Here is a 15,447-nt window from a genome sequence, read left to right on the forward strand (position 1 = left end):
CGATCCGCAAACACCGGCGAAGCCTCCAGCAGCCCCGCACCCATCCCCACCCACTGCGTCCCCTGCCCCGGGAAGACCAGTACGCGACGGCCGGTCTCACCCGCCACCCCGTGTACGGCGGACCGTTCCAGGCGGGTCAGGAATTCCTCGCGGTCGGCCGCCAGGACCACGGCCCGGTGGCCGAAGGTCGTGCGGGCGGCGGCGAGGGTCCAGGCCACGTCGGGGAGGGCCAGCTCCGGGCCGTGCTCGACGCGCGCGCTGAGCTGGGCGGCCTGGTCGCGGAGGCCTTCGGCGGTGCGGCCGGAGACGACGAAGGGGAGCACGGGCAGCCGTCGGCCCGGTACGGCCGCTTCCGCCGCCGGGGCCTCTTCGAGGACGAGGTGGGCGTTGGTGCCGCCCATGCCGAAGGAGGAGACGCCCGCGAGGCGGCGCCGGCCGGGCTCCTCGTTCCACGGTTCCAGCTCGGTCTGGACGCGCAGGTTCAGCTCGTCGAGCGGGATGCCGGGGTTGGCGCTCGTGTAGTTGAGGCTCGGCGGGAGTTCCCCTTCGCGGACGGTGAGCGCGGCCTTGAGGAGGCCGACGAGTCCGGCCGCGCCCTCGAGGTGGCCGACGTTGGTCTTGGCGGAGCCGACCGCGAGGGGGGCCGCGGCGCGGGCTCCGGTCCGGGCCGTGCCGAGGACGGCGCCGAGGGCCGCGGCTTCGACGGGGTCGCCCGCGCGGGTGCCGGTGCCGTGGAGTTCCACGAAGCGGACGTCGCCGGGCCGGACGCCGGCCCGGTCGTAGGCCTCGCGGAGCACCGCTTCCTGGGCGGCCCGGTCGGGGGTGGTCAGGCTCGGCCCGCCGCCGTCGTTGTTGACGGCGCCGCCCTTGATGACGGCGTGCACGGGGTCGCCGTCGGCGAGGGCCCGGCGCAGTGGCTTGAGTACGACGGCGGCTCCGCCCTCGCCGCGTACGTAGCCGTTGGCGCGGGCGTCGAAGGTGTAGCAGCGGCCGTCCGGGGACAGCGCCCCCATGAGCTCCATGACGGAGGTGCTCTCGTCGGCCAGGATGAGGCTGACCCCGCCCACGACGGCGAGTTCCGTCTCCCCTCGGCGCAGGCTCTCGCAGGCGAGGTGGACGGCGACGAGCGAGGAGGACTGGGCGGTGTCGACGGCCATGCTGGGGCCGCGCAGGCCGAGGAGGTAGGAGAGGCGGTTGGCGGCCATGGCGCGGTGCCGGCCGGCCGCGCTGTAGCCGCCGGCGGAGCCTTCGGTGCGCTGGGCGAGGGTGGCGTAGTCGTCGGAGGCGATGGCGACGTACACCCCGGTGCGGGTGCCGGAGAGCCGGGCGGGGACGATGCCCGCGTGTTCCAGTGCCTCCCAGCCGAGTTCGAGTACGAGTCGCTGCTGGGGGTCGGTGGCGGCTGCCTGGGCCGGGCTCATCCCGAAGAATTCGGCGTCGAATTCCCCGTGGTGGTCCAGGGCCGCGCGCCAGGTGCCGTCCTTTTGCCGGGAGACGGACTGGCGGCCGGTGCGGAGCAGTTGCCAGAATTCTTCCGGGTTCGCCGCTCCGGGCAGTCGGCAGGACATCCCCACGACGGCTATGTCGTTTTCACCAACGTGCTGCTCACCGGTCTTGGGGGTCATTGCTTCTCCATGGCCAGGGACGAGACGAAAATGTGCAGGATTCGCAAGCTGTGAAGGACGCCGGAGCGTGGAGGGCGCGAGTACGCAGCGGGCCGGGCGCGCGCCCCGGACGGTTACCAGGCGACGGGGAGTTCCACCGGTCCTCGGACGAGCATTCCCTCGTGCCAGGCGAGTTCGTCGGCGGGGACCGCGAGCCGCAGTCCGGGGAGCCGGGTGACGAGGGCTTCGAGGGCGCACTGGAGTTCGGCGCGGGCCAGTGGTGCGCCGAGGCAGTAGTGGGGGCCCTGGCCGAAGGCGATGTGCGGGTTGTCGGCGCGGTCGAGGACGAGGTCGGAGGCGTTCTCGAAGACGCTCTCGTCGCGGTTGGCGGAGGCGAGGGAGTAGACGACGGCTTCACCGGCGCGGATGGTGACGCCGCCGATCTCCACGTCTTCGGTGGCGATCCGGGTGGGGCCGACGCTGGCCCAGAGGGGGACGACGCGCAGGAGTTCCTCGACGGCGGAGGGGACGAGTTCGGGCCGGGCGCGCAGTTCCTCGTACCGGCTGCGGTCGCGCAGCAGGAGGGCGACGTGGCCGGCGAGCTGTCCGGCGGTGGTCTCGTGCCCGCCGATGAGCATGCCGCCCACCAGCATGAGCAGTTCGTTCTCGCTGAGCTTCTCGCCTTCGTCGTGGGCTTCGACGAGGGCGCTGAGCAGGTCGTCTTCGGGTTGGGCGCGGCGTTCGGCGACGTAGCCGCGCAGGTAGTCGGCGTACTGCTCGGCGGCTTCGGCGACTTCCTGTTCGGTGTAGCGGCTGGTGGACATGAGGGCTTCGGTGAAGGCGCGGAAGACGTGCCGGTCCCCGTGCGGGATGCCGAGCATTTCGCAGATGACGGCGGTGGGCAGCGGCAGGGCGAGGCGCTGGACGAGGTCGGCGGGGCCGCCTTCGGCGACGAGTGCGTCGATGAGTCCGTGGGTGATCTCGGCGATGCGGGGGCGCAGCTCGGCGACGCGGCGGGCGGTGAAGGCGCGGGAGACCAGTCGGCGCAGGCGGGCGTGGCTCTCGGGCGGCATGCCCATAAGGCCGACGGAGTCCAGGCCGCGCGGGGCGGCGCGGGGGACCTCGCGGTCGGCGCCGGCGTGCATGCTCAGCCGCGGGTCGGCCGAGGCCTTCTTGATGTCGGCGTGCCGGGTGAGGAGCCAGGCTTCGCCGCCATAGGGCATGAGCACCCGGGCCACCGGCTCACCGGCCCGCAGTTCGGCGTACGCCGGGTCGAGTTCGAGGTCGACGCGGTCACCGAAGGGGTACGTCCGGACGGATCCGGAAGCGGCGGCATGAGGGCAGGTCATGGCTGGATCTCCTCTGTACGGGACCTTTGCCACCCAACAACAGTGCGCCGTGGTCTCCGCGAGGATGAATGGGAGTATGTCAACTCGGGCGTATTCGCTTTGGGCGGTCGAGCGCCGGTCGAGTCGAATTCCATGGGGAATTGAGAACTCCGGCACAGGGTCGCGGCCACGAGGTCGACCCGTCGGACACTGTGTCAAGTCCGTACTTGCGCCCTGCGGCCGGTCCCCCGTAATTTCCGTTGCATCGACAAGCCATATCCATTTTTGCTTCGAAAGGCTGGCTCGATGGCGCATATCGCCTTCTTCATTCTCCCTGCGGCGGGTCATGTGAATCCGACGCTGTCCGTGGCGCGGGAGCTCGTCGCGCGCGGCCACCGGGTCAGCTACGCCCTGTCGGAGAACTACGCCGAACGGGTGCTCGCGACGGGCGCGGAGTTCCTCCCGTACCCGATGGACCAGGACCGGTTCCTGGCGACGATGGTGCCGCAGCAGGACTCGGCCGCGTACACGGACCAGCAGGAGTTCGTGAACATGATGAAGTGGATGCTGGAGCTGACGCGGCAGACCCTTCCGGCGTTCGAGGCGCACTTCGAGGACGCGCGGCCGGACGTGTTCGTGTGCGATCCGTCCTCGTTCTGGAGCGGGCACATCCTCGCGGCGAAGTGGGGTGTCCCCGTCATCCGCAGCACGCCCACGTACGTGGCGAACGAGCACTGGTCGCTGCACCCGCCGGTGGACACGGCCGAGGAGCAGCAGGAGGACCCGGAGACGGGCGAGCTGTTCGGTGTGGTCGCGGAGCTGCTGGCCGAGCACGGCGTGGACAAGAGCATCGGCGCGTTCGCCGACGACGTCCACTCGGGGCCGGCGCTGGTGTACCTGCCGCGCGCGTTCCAGTACGCGGGGGAAACGTTCGGCGAGGAGGTCGGGTTCGTCGGCCCTTGTACGAGCGCGAACAGCTTCCACGGCGCGTGGGAGGCCCCGGCCACGGGCCGGCCGCTGGCACTGATCAGTCTGGGCACCCTGTACAACAAGCAGCCCTCCTTCTTCCGCGCCTGCGTCGAGGCCTTCGCGGACCTCGACTGGGACGTGGTGATCGCGCACGCCGGCGGAGTGGATCCCGCGGAGCTGGGTGAGGTTCCGGCGCACGTGCGCGTGCACGAGTTCGTACCGCAGGGCGAGGTGCTGCGGCACGCCACCTTGATGATCAACCACGGAGGTACGAGCACGGTGCTCCAGGCCGTCTCCGAGGGAGTGCCGGTGATCTGCGTGCCGCAGATGGCCGAGCTGCACGCGACCGCGACGCGGGTGGAGCAGCTGGGTGTGGGCGCCAAGATCCTGCGCAAGGACATCTCGCCGGAGCTGATCCGCGAGACCGTCCTCGCGGTCGCCGGTGACGCGAAGGTGCGCGACGCGGTGGCCCGGCTGCGCCACGAGATCGAGTCGGCGGGCGGTCCCACGGCCGCCGCGGACGCGATCGAGCGGCTGGTGGCGCCCGTGCCCGCCGCCGCCTGACCCCCGCGCCCTGGCCGGCGCCCCTCCCCCTCCTCCCTCCCGCCCCCCACTTCTGCCGTACCAGAGCTGAGGAAGCCGACATGACGACACAGACCACGGACCTCGCCGCCCAGGACGAGGCCGCCCTGGACGGGGCGCCGGCCGCCGAGGCGCCGCACCCGCTGGCCCAGCCGGAGGGCGCCAACGCCGAGCAGCTGCTGGAGTGGTTCGCGCGCGCCCGTGCCGAGGCGCCCGTCTTCTACGACGCGACGCGCTTCGCGTGGCAGGTCTTCTCGTACGAGGACTACAACACCGTCTCCACGAACCCACAGATCTTCTCCTCGGACTTCTCGCCGGTCTTCCCGGTCCCGGAGGAGCTGGCCCTGCTGATGGGTCCGGGTACCTTCGGCGGCATCGACCCGCCCAAGCACGGTCCGCTGCGCCGGCTGGTCAGCCAGGCGTTCACCCCGCGCCGGATGGCCGCGCTGGAACCGCGGATCGAGGAGATCACCCGGGAGCTGCTCGCGGGTCTGGGCGGCCGGACGGAGATCGACGCGGTCACGGACCTCGCGTATCCGCTGCCGGTGACGGTGATCGCGGAGCTGCTGGGGGTGCCGGCGGCGGACCAGGACCTGTTCCGCGAGTGGGTCGACGTCATCCTCAACAACGAGGGGATGGAGTACCCGAACCTGCCGGACGACTTCGCGGAGACGATGGGTCCGGCCATCAAGGAGTGGGCGGCGTACCTGTACGCGAAGATCGCCGAGAAGCGGGCGGAGCCGACCGACGACCTGATGAGCGGGCTCATCGAGTCCGAGGTCGAGGGCCGGCGGCTGACGGACGAGGAGATCGTCAACATCGTGGCACTGCTGCTGACGGCGGGCCACATCTCCAGTGCCACGCTGCTGGGCAACCTGCTCATCGTGCTGGACCGGCACCCCGAGGCGCAGGCCGAGCTGCGCGCCGACCGTTCGCTGATCCCGGGCGCCATCGAGGAGACGCTGCGTTTCCGGGGCCCGTTCAACAACATATTCCGGCTGCTGACGCAGGACACCGACATCCTGGGCGTGCCGATGAAGGCCGGTCAGATGGTGACGGCGTGGAGCGCCTCGGCCAACCGTGACGGCGCGCAGTTCCCGGACCCGGACACCTTCGACATCCGCCGGTCCGCGAACAAGCACATGGCGTTCGGGCACGGCATCCACCACTGCCTGGGCGCGTTCCTGGCGCGGATCGAGGCCAAGGTCTTCCTGAACCTGTTCTTCGACACGTTCTCCGCGTTCTCGGTGGGCCACGACGAGGCGCAGTTCTACGAGGCCGACGAGCTGACCGCCCGCCATCTGCCGGTCTCCGTCGTCCGCGGCTGAGGCGTCCGCGCCGAGGAACCCGACCGGGTCCGGACCAGGCAACGAGGGAGCGCGATCGCATGTCCGTGGGCATCACCACAGAAGCGAAGGTGGGCAGGGTCAAACCCTGCGCCTTCATCGACTTGGAGCAGCACAACGACGAGCGGGGCAACCTGTCCGTCGTGGAGTCCGAATGGACGGCGGGCTTCCCGATCCGGCGGGTGTACTACCTGCACGACCCGGACCCGGGTTCCTCGCGGGGCGGTCACGCGCACCGGGCGCTGGAGCAGCTGATCATCGCCGTGCACGGCAGTTTCACGATCACCGTGGACGACGGCGAGCGCCGGGCCCGGTACGAGCTGGACGACGCCGGCCGGGGCCTGTACGTCGGCCCGATGGTGTGGCGCGACCTCAGCGGCTTCTCCGAGGGCGCGGTCGCCCTGGTCCTGGCCTCGCTGCACTACGACGAGGCGGACTACTACCGCGACTACGAGGAGTTCCTGGCCGACGCGCGGAGGCCGGGGTGACGGCGACGGCGGTGCCGCGGAGCGCCGCGCCGACGCAGCACCGCGTCCCCTTCCACGACCTGCGGGACCTGCACGCGCTGGACGGGGTACGGGAGGAACTCGACGCTGCGGTGCTGCGGGTGACCCGGTCCGGCCGGTACCTGCTGGGGGCGGAACTGGCCGCCTTCGAGGAGGAGTTCGCGCGGTATTGCGAGAACGCGCACTGCGTGGGACTGGGCAGCGGCCTGGACGCCCTGGAGCTGACGCTGCGGGCGCTGGGGATCGGGGAGGGTGACGAGGTCGTCGTCCCCGGGCACACCTTCATCGCGACGTGGCTGGCGGTGTCCGCGACCGGTGCCCGCCCGGTGCCGGTTGAGCCGGAGCCGGATTCGTTCCTGATCGACCCGGAGCGGCTGGCGGCCGCGATCGGCCCGCGCACCAAGGCGGTCATGCCGGTGCACACGTACGGGCACCCGGTGGACCTGGACGCGATCGACGCCGTGACCGCGCCCCGCGGCATCCCGGTCGTGGAGGACGCGGCGCAGGCGCACGGGGCCCGCTACCGGGGCCGGCGCATCGGCTCCCGCTACGCGGCGGCGTTCAGCTTCTACCCGGGCAAGAACCTGGGCGCGCTGGGCGACGGCGGCGCCGTGGTCACCGCCGACCGGGAGCTGGCGGAGCGGATCCGGTTGCTGCGCAACTACGGCTCCCGCGAGAAGTACCGGCACGAGGCGCGCGGCACCAACTCCCGCCTGGACGAGATCCAGGCGGCGGCGCTGCGCGTGAAGCTGCCCCGGCTGGACGGCTGGAACGCCCGCCGGGACGCCGTCGCCGCCCGTTACGGCGAGGGGCTCGCCGGCCTGCCCGGGATCACCGTCCCGGCCGTCCGCTCCTGGGCGGGGCCGGTCTGGCACCAGTACGTACTGCGCACGCCGCACCGCGACCGGCTGCGGCGTGCGCTGACCGGCGCCGGGGTGGAGAGCCTGGTCCACTACCCGGTCGCCGTCCACCGGTCGGATGCCTACGCGGGCACCGTCGCCGGCGAGCTGCCCCACTCCGAGCGTCTGGCCGCCGAGGTGCTGAGCCTGCCCATGGGGCCGCAGCTGACCGCGAAGGACGTAGAGACCGTCATCACGGCGGTCCGTGACGCCACGGAGAGCAGCCATGATTGAGGTTCCGTCCCTTCCCTCCCTCCCGTCCGTGTCGACGCTCGGCGGCGGCGGACCGCGCCGGCCGCTCAAGGGCATCGTCCTGGCCGGCGGGAGCGGCACCCGGCTGCGGCCGCTGACCGGGACGCTGTCGAAGCAGCTCCTGCCGGTGTACGACAAGCCGATGATCTACTACCCGCTGTCGGTGCTGATGCTGGCCGGCATCCGGGACATCCAGATCATCTCGGCCAAGAACCACCTGGAGATGTTCCGGGCCCTGCTCGGCGACGGCTCCCAGCTCGGCCTCGACCTCAACTACGCGGAGCAGGACGAGCCGCGCGGCATCGCGGAGGCCTTCCTCATCGGCGAGGAGCACATCGGCGACAGCCCGGTGGCGCTGATCCTGGGGGACAACGTCTTCCACGGCCCCGGTTTCTCCTCGCTGATCTCGCAGGCCGCCAGGCGGCTGGACGGCTGTGAGCTCTTCGGGTACCCGGTCCAGGACCCGCAGCGCTACGGCGTCGGCGAGGTGGACTCCGAAGGGCGGCTGGTGTCGCTGGTGGAGAAGCCGGTCAAGCCGCGCTCCAACCTCGCGGTCACCGGCCTGTACCTGTACGACAACGACGTGGTGGAGATCGCCCGCGGGCTGACCCCGTCGGCACGCGGCGAGCTGGAGATCACCGACGTCAACCGGGTCTACCTGGCGCAGGGCCGGGCCCGCCTCAACGAGCTGGGCCGCGGCTTCGCCTGGCTGGACATGGGCACGCACGACTCGCTGCTACAGGCCGGGCAGTACGTCCAGCTGCTGGAGCAGCGCCAGGGCGAGCGGATCGCGTGCGTCGAGGAGATCGCCCTGCGGATGGGGTTCATCAGCCACGAGCAGTGTTTCGCGCTCGGCCGCGAACTCGGCGACTCCAGCTACGGCAACTACGTGCGCCAGCTCGCCGGCCGGGCCGCGGCGGGCAAGGGGGCCGACTCCCCCGCCGCCTGAGCGCCCTCCAGGCCCCTCTCCCACCGCCCAACCCGTTCGCGGAAAGGCCTCTTCCACATGCGTGTCCTGGTGACCGGAGGTGCGGGCTTCATCGGCTCCCACTTCGTCAGAGAGCTGCTCGCCGGGTCCTACCCGGACCTGGGCGAGGGCGAGGTGGTGGTGCTGGACGCCCTCACCTACGCCGGGAACCTCGCGAGTCTCGACCCGGTGCGGGACCATCCCCGGCTGCGGTTCGTGCACGGTGACATCTGCGACGCCGGTCTGGTCGCCGGGCTGATGGCCGGGACCGCTCTGGTGGTGCACTTCGCCGCCGAGTCGCACGTCGACCGCTCGATCGCCGACGCCTCGGAGTTCGTACGGACCAACGTGCTCGGCACCCAGACGCTGCTCCAGGCCGCCGTCACCGCCGGTGTGGGCCGCTTCGTGCACGTCTCCACCGACGAGGTGTACGGGTCGATCGAGACGGGGTCGTGGCCGGAGGAGCACCCGCTGGCGCCCAACTCGCCGTACGCGGCCTCCAAGGCCGCCTCCGACCTCCTCGCGCTCGCCTGCCACCGCACGCACGGGCTGGAGGTGTGCGTGACGCGCTGCTCCAACAACTACGGCCCGTACCAGTTCCCCGAGAAGGCCATCCCGCTGTTCACCACCAACCTGATCGACGGGCTGGACGTCCCGCTGTACGGGGACGGCGGCAACAGCCGCGACTGGCTGCACGTCGACGACCACTGCCGCGGGATCGCGCTGGTCGCGGTCAAGGGCCGGCCCGGCGAGGTGTACAACATCGGCGGCGGCACCGAGCTGACCAACCTGGAGCTGACCGGGCGGCTGCTGGAGCTGTGCGGGCGCGACGCCTCCGCCGTGCGGCGGGTCGCGGACCGGGCGGCGCACGACCGCCGGTACTCGGTGGACATCGCGAAGATCGCCGCGGAGCTCGGGTACGCGCCGCGCGTACCGTTCGCCCGCGGGCTGGCCGGGACGGTGGCCTGGTACCGGGACAACCGCGCGTGGTGGGAGCCGCTGAAAGCGCGGGCGGCGCTGCCGGCGGCGCGCGGGGAGCGGCGGGCGGGGTCCCATGCGGATCGATGAGACCGTCCTGCCCGGTGCCTACCGGATCGTCCCCGACCGGATCGAGGACGAGCGCGGCCACTTCTACGAGGCCGCCCGGCACAGCCTGCTGACCAGCGAGACGGGCCTGGAGTTCACCGTCCGGCAGGTCAACAACTCCGTCTCGCGCCGCGGCACGCTGCGCGGCGTGCACTGCAACGACGTGCCCCCGGACGCGAGCAAGCTCGTCACCTGTGTGCGCGGGTCCGTCCTCGACTTCATGGTGGACCTGCGCGTCGGTTCGCCGGCCTTCGGCCGGCACGTCATGACCCGGCTGGACGCCGAGGACGGCACCGCCCTGTACCTGCCCGGCGGCATCGGCCACGCCTTCCTCGCCCTGGAGGACGGCGCCTGCGTGAACTACCTGCTGTCCGCGGAGTACGTACCCGGCGCGATGGTCGACCTCGACGCCCTGGACCCCGAACTGGCCCTGCCCTGGGGGCTGACCGGGCCTCCCGTCCGGTCCCCGAAGGACGCGGCGGCACCCTCGCTCGCCGAGGTCGTGGCGTCCGGCCGGCTGCCCCGCTACACGCCTCCCGAGGAGCTGAACCGACCGTGACCCTGCCCACCGCCACGCGCGCCCCGGCCGTCACCCGCGACGCGTGGCTGCGCCGCTTCCGCCCGCTCGACTCCGCGGCCGTGCGGCTGGTGTGCTTCCCGCACGCGGGCGGCTCGGCCAGCTCCTACCTCCGCTTCGCCGCCGCACTCGCACCCCGCGGGGTCGAGGTGCTGACCGTGCAGTACCCGGGCCGCCAGGAGCGCCGCTCCGAGCCCTTCGCGCGGAGCGTGGAGGAGCTGGTCGAGGCGCTGCTGCCGGAGCTCCGGCAGTGGACCGGCCGGCCGTTCGCGCTGTTCGGGCACAGTCTGGGCGCCACGCTCGCGTACGAGACCGCCCGGCGGCTGGCCGCGTACGGCGAAGCGCCCGTGCACCTGTTCCTGTCGGGCCGCCGGGCGCCGACCGTACCGCACCGCGACACCGGGCACCTGCTGGACGACGGGGAGCTGATCGCCATGATCTCCCGGTTGCAGGGCACCGATCCGGCGCTGCTCCAGGACGAGGAGCTGCTGCGCATGGTGCTGCCCGCGATCCGCAGCGACTACGAGATGGCGGGCGCGTACGTCCACCGGCCGGGGGCGGCGCTGCGGATGCCGGTGACGGTCCTGACCGGCGACAGCGACCCGAACGTCCCCGTCGGGGACGCCCAGCGCTGGTCGGACGTGGCGGCCGGGGACTTCCGGCTGTGGGTGATGCCCGGTGGGCACTTCTTCCTCAACGACCGTACGGAATCCGTCTGCACCATCATCGAGGAGGCGCTGGAGCATGCTCACTGACACGGCGGCCCGGGCCGCCGACCGGGTGGAGACCGCACGCCGCCTGCTCGTTTCGGCCCGTACCCCGGACAGTCCGGCCATGCCGGTCGGGCAGGTGCCGCCGTGGCTGGCGCAGCGGGCCCGCGCGGGGGAGTTCCGGGTCACGCGGGTGCCGTTCGAGCGGTTGCGGGGCTGGTACTTCGAGGAGGGGACGGGGGACCTGCGGCACGAGTCGGGCCGCTTCTTCGCCGTCGAAGGGCTCCACGTGCACGCCGACGGGCTGCCCGCCGGGGGCTGGAAGCAGCCGATCATCGTGCAGCCGGAGGTGGGCCTGCTGGGCATCGTCGCCCGGGAGATCGACGGCGTCCTGCACTTCCTGATGCAGGCCAAGATGGAGCCCGGCAACATCAACACGCTCCAGCTCTCGCCGACCGTCCAGGCCACCCGCAGCAACTTCACGGGCGTGCACAAGGGCCGCCCCATCCCCTACCTCGACCTGTTCCTGCGGCGCGGGCGGGCCAGGGTGCTGGTGGACGTGCTCCAGTCCGAGCAGGCCGACTGGTTCCTCGCCAAACGCAACCGCAACATGATCATCGAGGTGGACGAGGACATCGAGGCGGGGCCCGAGTTCCGCTGGCTGACCTTCGGGCAGCTGCTGCGGCTGCTGCACCTGGACAACGTCGTCAACATGGACACCCGCTCCATCCTCGCCTGCCTGCCCACGGCCGGCGCCGGTGACGGCACGGCCGCCGACCCGGTGCTGCGCTCCTTCCACGACCCGTCGGCCGCCGCCCGGCACACCATGCCGGAGATCCTCAGCTGGCTCACCGGCATCCGGGCGCTGCGCGAACTGGTCCAGCGCCGGATCCCGTTGGACGCGGTCGCCGAGGACGGCTGGCGGCGCACCGGCGAGGAGATCGGCCACGACAGCGGCCGGCGCTTCCGCGTCATCGGGGCCGACATCCGCGCCAGCAACCGCGAGGTGGCCTGCTGGTCGCAGCCGCTGATCCAGCCGCAGGTGCCGGGGCTGATGGCGCTGGTCGTGAAGCGGATCGGCGGCACCCTGCACGCGCTGGTACAGGCCCGCGTCGACGTCGGCCACCTCAACGTGGCCGAACTCGCCCCGACCGTCCACTGCCGTCCGGCGGACCACACCGGTCCGGGCGGGCAGCCCTTCCCGCCGTTCCTCGCGGACGTGCTGGCCGCCCCGGCCGGCCGCGTCCGCTACGACGCCGTGCAGTCCGAGGAAGGCGGCCGCTTCTACCACGCGGAGAACCGGTACACGATCGTCGAGGCGCCCGACACGTTCGCCGAGGATGTCCCGGAGGACTACGCCTGGCTTACGTTCGCCCAGCTCACCGAGCTGCTCGCGTACGGCAACCAGCTCAATGTCGAACTGCGCACGCTGGTGGTGTGCGCCCACACGCTGTACTGAGGGACGCCCATGCCCACTCCCGTGCGCCTCGGCCTCCTCGGCTGCGGCGACATCGCCGCCCGCCGGACGCTGCCCGCGCTGCTGCGGACCCCGGAGCTCACGCTCGTCGCCGTCGCCGCCCGCGACCCCGCGCGGGCCGAGGCGTTCGCGCAGCGGTTCGGCGGGACGGCCGCCGCCTCCTACGAGGCGCTGCTGGAGCGGCCCGACGTCGAGGCCGTCTACCTGTGCCTGCCGACGATGCTGCACGCCCGGTGGGCGGAGCGGGCGCTGCGCGCGGGCAAGCACGTCCTCGTCGAGAAGCCGCTGGCCACCGGCGCGGCGGACGCCGAGCGGCTGTTCCGGCTCGCCGGACGGCGTTCGCTGGTCCTGCTGGAGAACTTCATGTTCCTCCACCACGCCACCCAGCGGACCGTGTCCGGGCTGCTGGCCTCCGGCAGGCTCGGCACGGTCCGCACCGTGTCGGCGGCGTTCACCATCCCGCCCCGCCCGGACGGCGACACCCGCCACGATCCCGCGGTCGGCGGCGGGGCGCTGCTCGACAACGGCGTCTACCCGCTGCGGGCCGCCCTGCGCTTCCTCGGCGGCGGCCTGTCCGTGGCCGGGGCCGTGCTGCGCCGCAGCGAGCGGTACGGCGTGGACCTCTCCGGCTCCGTGCTGCTGGCCGCGTCCGACGGGGCCGCGGCGCACGTCCGGTTCGGGATGGAGCACCACTACCGGTCCTGGTACGAGGTCCAGGGCAGCGCGGGCACCCTGTCCGTCGACCACGTGTACACGACGGCCCCCGAGCACGCGCCGGTCGTCCGCCTCGCCGTCGGCACGGACCACGGCGAACTGCGCGTCCCCGCCGAGGACCACTTCGAGTCGGTGCTGCGGTACTTCGCCGGCGCCGTCCGGGACGGCGGCGCGCCCGGCCTGCCGCTGCTCGGCGAAGAGTCGCGGCGGCAGGCCGCCCTGCTGGACGAGGTCCGCGGGGCGGCCCGCCACGTCACGGTGTGAGCGTCACGGCGCGAACGGTGCCCCGTCGCGCAGTTCGAGGTGTGTTCCCGTGAAGCCGCGCCGCATCCGCCGGTCGTGCGTGACGGTGACCACCGCGCCCGTGTACTGCGCGAGGGCCTCCTCCAGCTCCTCCACCAGCAGCGGGGACAGGTGGTTGGTGGGCTCGTCCAGCAGCAGCAGGTCCACCGGCCGGGTCACCAGGCGCGCCACGTCGATGCGGCGGCGCTGGCCCACCGACAGCGAGCCGACCGGCAGCTCCAGCTCCGCCTCGCGGAACAGGCCCAGCGCCAGCAGCTGTCCGGCGTACTCGTCGGGGTGTCCGGGCCGGCCCTCGGCGAACTCGGCGAGCACCGAGCGCCGGGGGTGCTTGGGCGTCTCGTCCTGGCGCAGCCAGCCGATGTGCGCGGCCCGGCGTACGGTGCCGCGGTCGGGGGTCAGGTCCCCGGCGAGCACCCGCAGCAGGGTGCTCTTGCCCGCGCCGTTCGGCCCGGTGACCAGGAGCCGTTCGCCCTGGGCGATGCTCAGCGCGTCGATGCGCAGCCGGCCGGTGACCTCGACGCCGGAGATTTCGGTGAGGGCCCCGTCCGGTGCTGGGCCGACCGCCGGGCCGCCGGTCGCCGCGTCGGCCGCCGCCGCGTTCCCGACGGTGAGGGAGGCGGTGAAGCGCAGCGGCTCGGGCGGGGCGGGGACGGGGTTCTCCCGCAGCCTGCGCAGCCGTTCGTTGGCGTTGCGGGCCTTGCCCGAGGTGGCCGTGGAGGAGGACCGGGCGCGGTGGTGCTCGGAGCCGCTGAACGCCCAGGGGCCCTTCGCGGCGATCGAGGCGAGCATCCGGCCGGCGTTCTCGGCGAGCTTCTCCTGGCGGGCGATCTCCTGGAGGTGGTCCTCGTACTCCTGCTCCCAGCGGGCGCGGGCGGCGGCCTTGGCCGTCAGGTAGCCCTGGTAGCCGTTGCCGTAGCGGTTGACGGTGCGCCGGTCGGGGTCGACTTCCAGGATGGCGGAGGTGACGGCTTCCAGGAACGCCCGGTCGTGGGTGATGACGACGACGGTGCCCCGGTGGTCGCGCAGCCGCTTCTCCAGCCAGTCGACGGCCTGGTCGTCCAGGTCGTTCGTCGGCTCGTCGAGCAGCAGCAGTTCGGGGGCGGCGGCCAGGGTGGCGGCCAGCGCCAGGCGCGAACGCTCCCCGCCGGACAGGGTGTCGACGGCCCGGGCCCGGTCGAGGCCGGGCAGGCCCAGGCCGTGCAGGGCGGCGTCGGCGCGGGCGTCCGCCTCGTAGCCGCCGCGCGCCTCGAACTCGGCGAGCAGGTCGCCGTAGGTCTGCAGGAGCCGGGGGTCGTCGTCGACGAGCGCGTCCTCCGCCTCGTGCAGCCGGCGCTCGACGTCCCGCAGGTCCGCGAACGCCCGGTCCAGTACGTCCTTGACGGTGGCGCCGGCGGGCAGCTCCAGGCGCTGGGGCAGGTAGCCCGTCCCGCCGGGCGCGGCGACGGTCACGTCGCCGTTGTCGGCGCTCTCGACGCCGGCGATGAGCCGCAGCAGCGTCGACTTGCCCGAACCGTTGTCCCCGATGACGCCGGCCTTCTCGCCCGGCTTCACCGTCAGCGACACCCGGTCCAGCACCACGTGGTCGTCGTAGCGTTTGGTGACCTCGTCCAGCGAGAGCTGGGAGTGCGCCAGGGACGCGGTGGGTGAGGACATTCGCATAGACATGCTCCTGGTCGTGCGGGTCGGTCCACGGCCGACCCTGTCCCGGGACGCTCGAGCCGCAGTGGACCGGGGCTGGAATACGGGTAGGGGCAGCGGGCGGGCCTCGGCGGCGGGCTCAGGCGGCGGCCCCGCCGCCGGCGACCGTCTCGTACAGGCCCGGCTCGGGCGCGGCCAGTTCGGCGAGTTCCTCGCTGAGCCTGCGGTAGCCGTCTTCTGCGACGGCGGCCCGGTGGGCGTCGGCGTCCTTCCAGACGGACAGCTCCACGAAGACGTCCGCGGCGCCGACGAGGCGCAGCGTCTGGTGGCTGACGCAGCCGGGCTGGGCGCTGAGGAAGCGCGTGAGCCGGCTCCTGGTCGCGAGGAACCGTCCGAGGTCGCCGTGGACGCTGAGCTTGTTGACGAAGGTCACCATGGTGGTCGCTCCTGTCGGGGTTCGGTGCGCGCGGGGCGCGTTCGGCGGGGCCG

General features: G+C 72.7%; 14 protein-coding genes. 10 read left to right on the top strand and 4 right to left on the bottom strand.

Annotated elements, in window-relative coordinates; genetic code table 11:
* Positions 1-1,625, bottom strand: a 1,625-nt coding sequence (locus tag ACWGH1_RS30440) for a type I polyketide synthase (protein ID WP_453409194.1), incomplete at its 3' end; no start/stop codon positions are given.
* Between the two features lie 113 nt (positions 1,626-1,738).
* Positions 1,739-2,953 carry a cytochrome P450 gene (locus ACWGH1_RS30445; protein WP_453353830.1) on the bottom strand — a complete coding sequence of 405 codons (1,215 nt, stop codon included), beginning with the start codon at positions 2,951-2,953 and terminating at the stop codon, positions 1,739-1,741.
* 285 nt (positions 2,954-3,238) lie between these two features.
* On the opposite strand from ACWGH1_RS30445, the gene ACWGH1_RS30450 reads away from it, so the two are divergent.
* From ACWGH1_RS30450 to ACWGH1_RS30495, 10 genes are all read left to right on the top strand, one after another.
* Positions 3,239-4,465, top strand: coding sequence for a macrolide family glycosyltransferase (locus ACWGH1_RS30450; protein WP_453353829.1), 1,227 nt, complete (start codon positions 3,239-3,241; stop codon positions 4,463-4,465).
* Positions 4,466-4,545: 80 nt separating this feature from the next.
* Positions 4,546-5,811: a cytochrome P450 gene (locus ACWGH1_RS30455; RefSeq protein ID WP_453353828.1), complete on the top strand. Its 1,266-nt coding sequence runs from the start codon at positions 4,546-4,548 to the stop codon at positions 5,809-5,811.
* Between the two features lie 59 nt (positions 5,812-5,870).
* Entirely contained in the window at positions 5,871-6,317 is a 447-nt protein-coding gene (locus tag ACWGH1_RS30460; RefSeq protein WP_453353827.1) for a sugar 3,4-ketoisomerase, read from the top strand.
* Positions 6,314-7,468 (top strand): DegT/DnrJ/EryC1/StrS family aminotransferase, encoded by a 1,155-nt coding sequence (locus ACWGH1_RS30465; protein WP_453409195.1) that lies wholly within the window; start codon positions 6,314-6,316, stop codon positions 7,466-7,468. The genes ACWGH1_RS30460 and ACWGH1_RS30465 overlap by 4 nt, the downstream gene beginning before the upstream one ends.
* Entirely contained in the window at positions 7,461-8,435 is a 975-nt protein-coding gene (gene rfbA, locus ACWGH1_RS30470) for a glucose-1-phosphate thymidylyltransferase RfbA (protein ID WP_453352005.1), read from the top strand. Before ACWGH1_RS30465 ends, rfbA begins: the two co-directional genes overlap by 8 nt.
* Before the next feature lie 57 nt (positions 8,436-8,492).
* On the top strand, positions 8,493-9,521 hold the full coding sequence (gene rfbB / locus ACWGH1_RS30475; protein WP_453352004.1) for a dTDP-glucose 4,6-dehydratase: 1,029 nt from the start codon (positions 8,493-8,495) through the stop codon (positions 9,519-9,521).
* Positions 9,508-10,098 (top strand): dTDP-4-dehydrorhamnose 3,5-epimerase family protein, encoded by a 591-nt coding sequence (locus ACWGH1_RS30480; protein ID WP_453352003.1) that lies wholly within the window; start codon positions 9,508-9,510, stop codon positions 10,096-10,098. The genes rfbB and ACWGH1_RS30480 overlap by 14 nt, the downstream gene beginning before the upstream one ends.
* The gene (locus ACWGH1_RS30485; protein WP_453352002.1) at positions 10,095-10,871 is read left to right on the top strand and encodes a thioesterase II family protein; all 777 of its coding nucleotides are present in this window, start codon (positions 10,095-10,097) and stop codon (positions 10,869-10,871) included. Before ACWGH1_RS30480 ends, ACWGH1_RS30485 begins: the two co-directional genes overlap by 4 nt.
* Positions 10,861-12,285: an NDP-hexose 2,3-dehydratase family protein gene (locus ACWGH1_RS30490; protein WP_453352001.1), complete on the top strand. Its 1,425-nt coding sequence runs from the start codon at positions 10,861-10,863 to the stop codon at positions 12,283-12,285. Before ACWGH1_RS30485 ends, ACWGH1_RS30490 begins: the two co-directional genes overlap by 11 nt.
* A gap of 9 nt (positions 12,286-12,294) precedes the next feature.
* Positions 12,295-13,281 (top strand): Gfo/Idh/MocA family protein, encoded by a 987-nt coding sequence (locus ACWGH1_RS30495; protein ID WP_453352000.1) that lies wholly within the window; start codon positions 12,295-12,297, stop codon positions 13,279-13,281.
* A gap of 3 nt (positions 13,282-13,284) precedes the next feature.
* Here the strand turns inward: ACWGH1_RS30495 and abc-f are convergent, their stop codons facing one another.
* Entirely contained in the window at positions 13,285-14,952 is a 1,668-nt protein-coding gene (gene abc-f / locus ACWGH1_RS30500; RefSeq protein WP_453352007.1) for a ribosomal protection-like ABC-F family protein, read from the bottom strand.
* A 145-nt stretch (positions 14,953-15,097) separates the two neighbouring features.
* A complete protein-coding gene (locus ACWGH1_RS30505; protein ID WP_453351999.1) occupies positions 15,098-15,394 on the bottom strand; it encodes an antibiotic biosynthesis monooxygenase family protein in 297 nt (98 codons plus the stop codon).
* Positions 15,395-15,447: the final 53 nt, after the last annotated feature.

The organism is Streptomyces sp. NPDC054883, assembly GCF_053610645.1.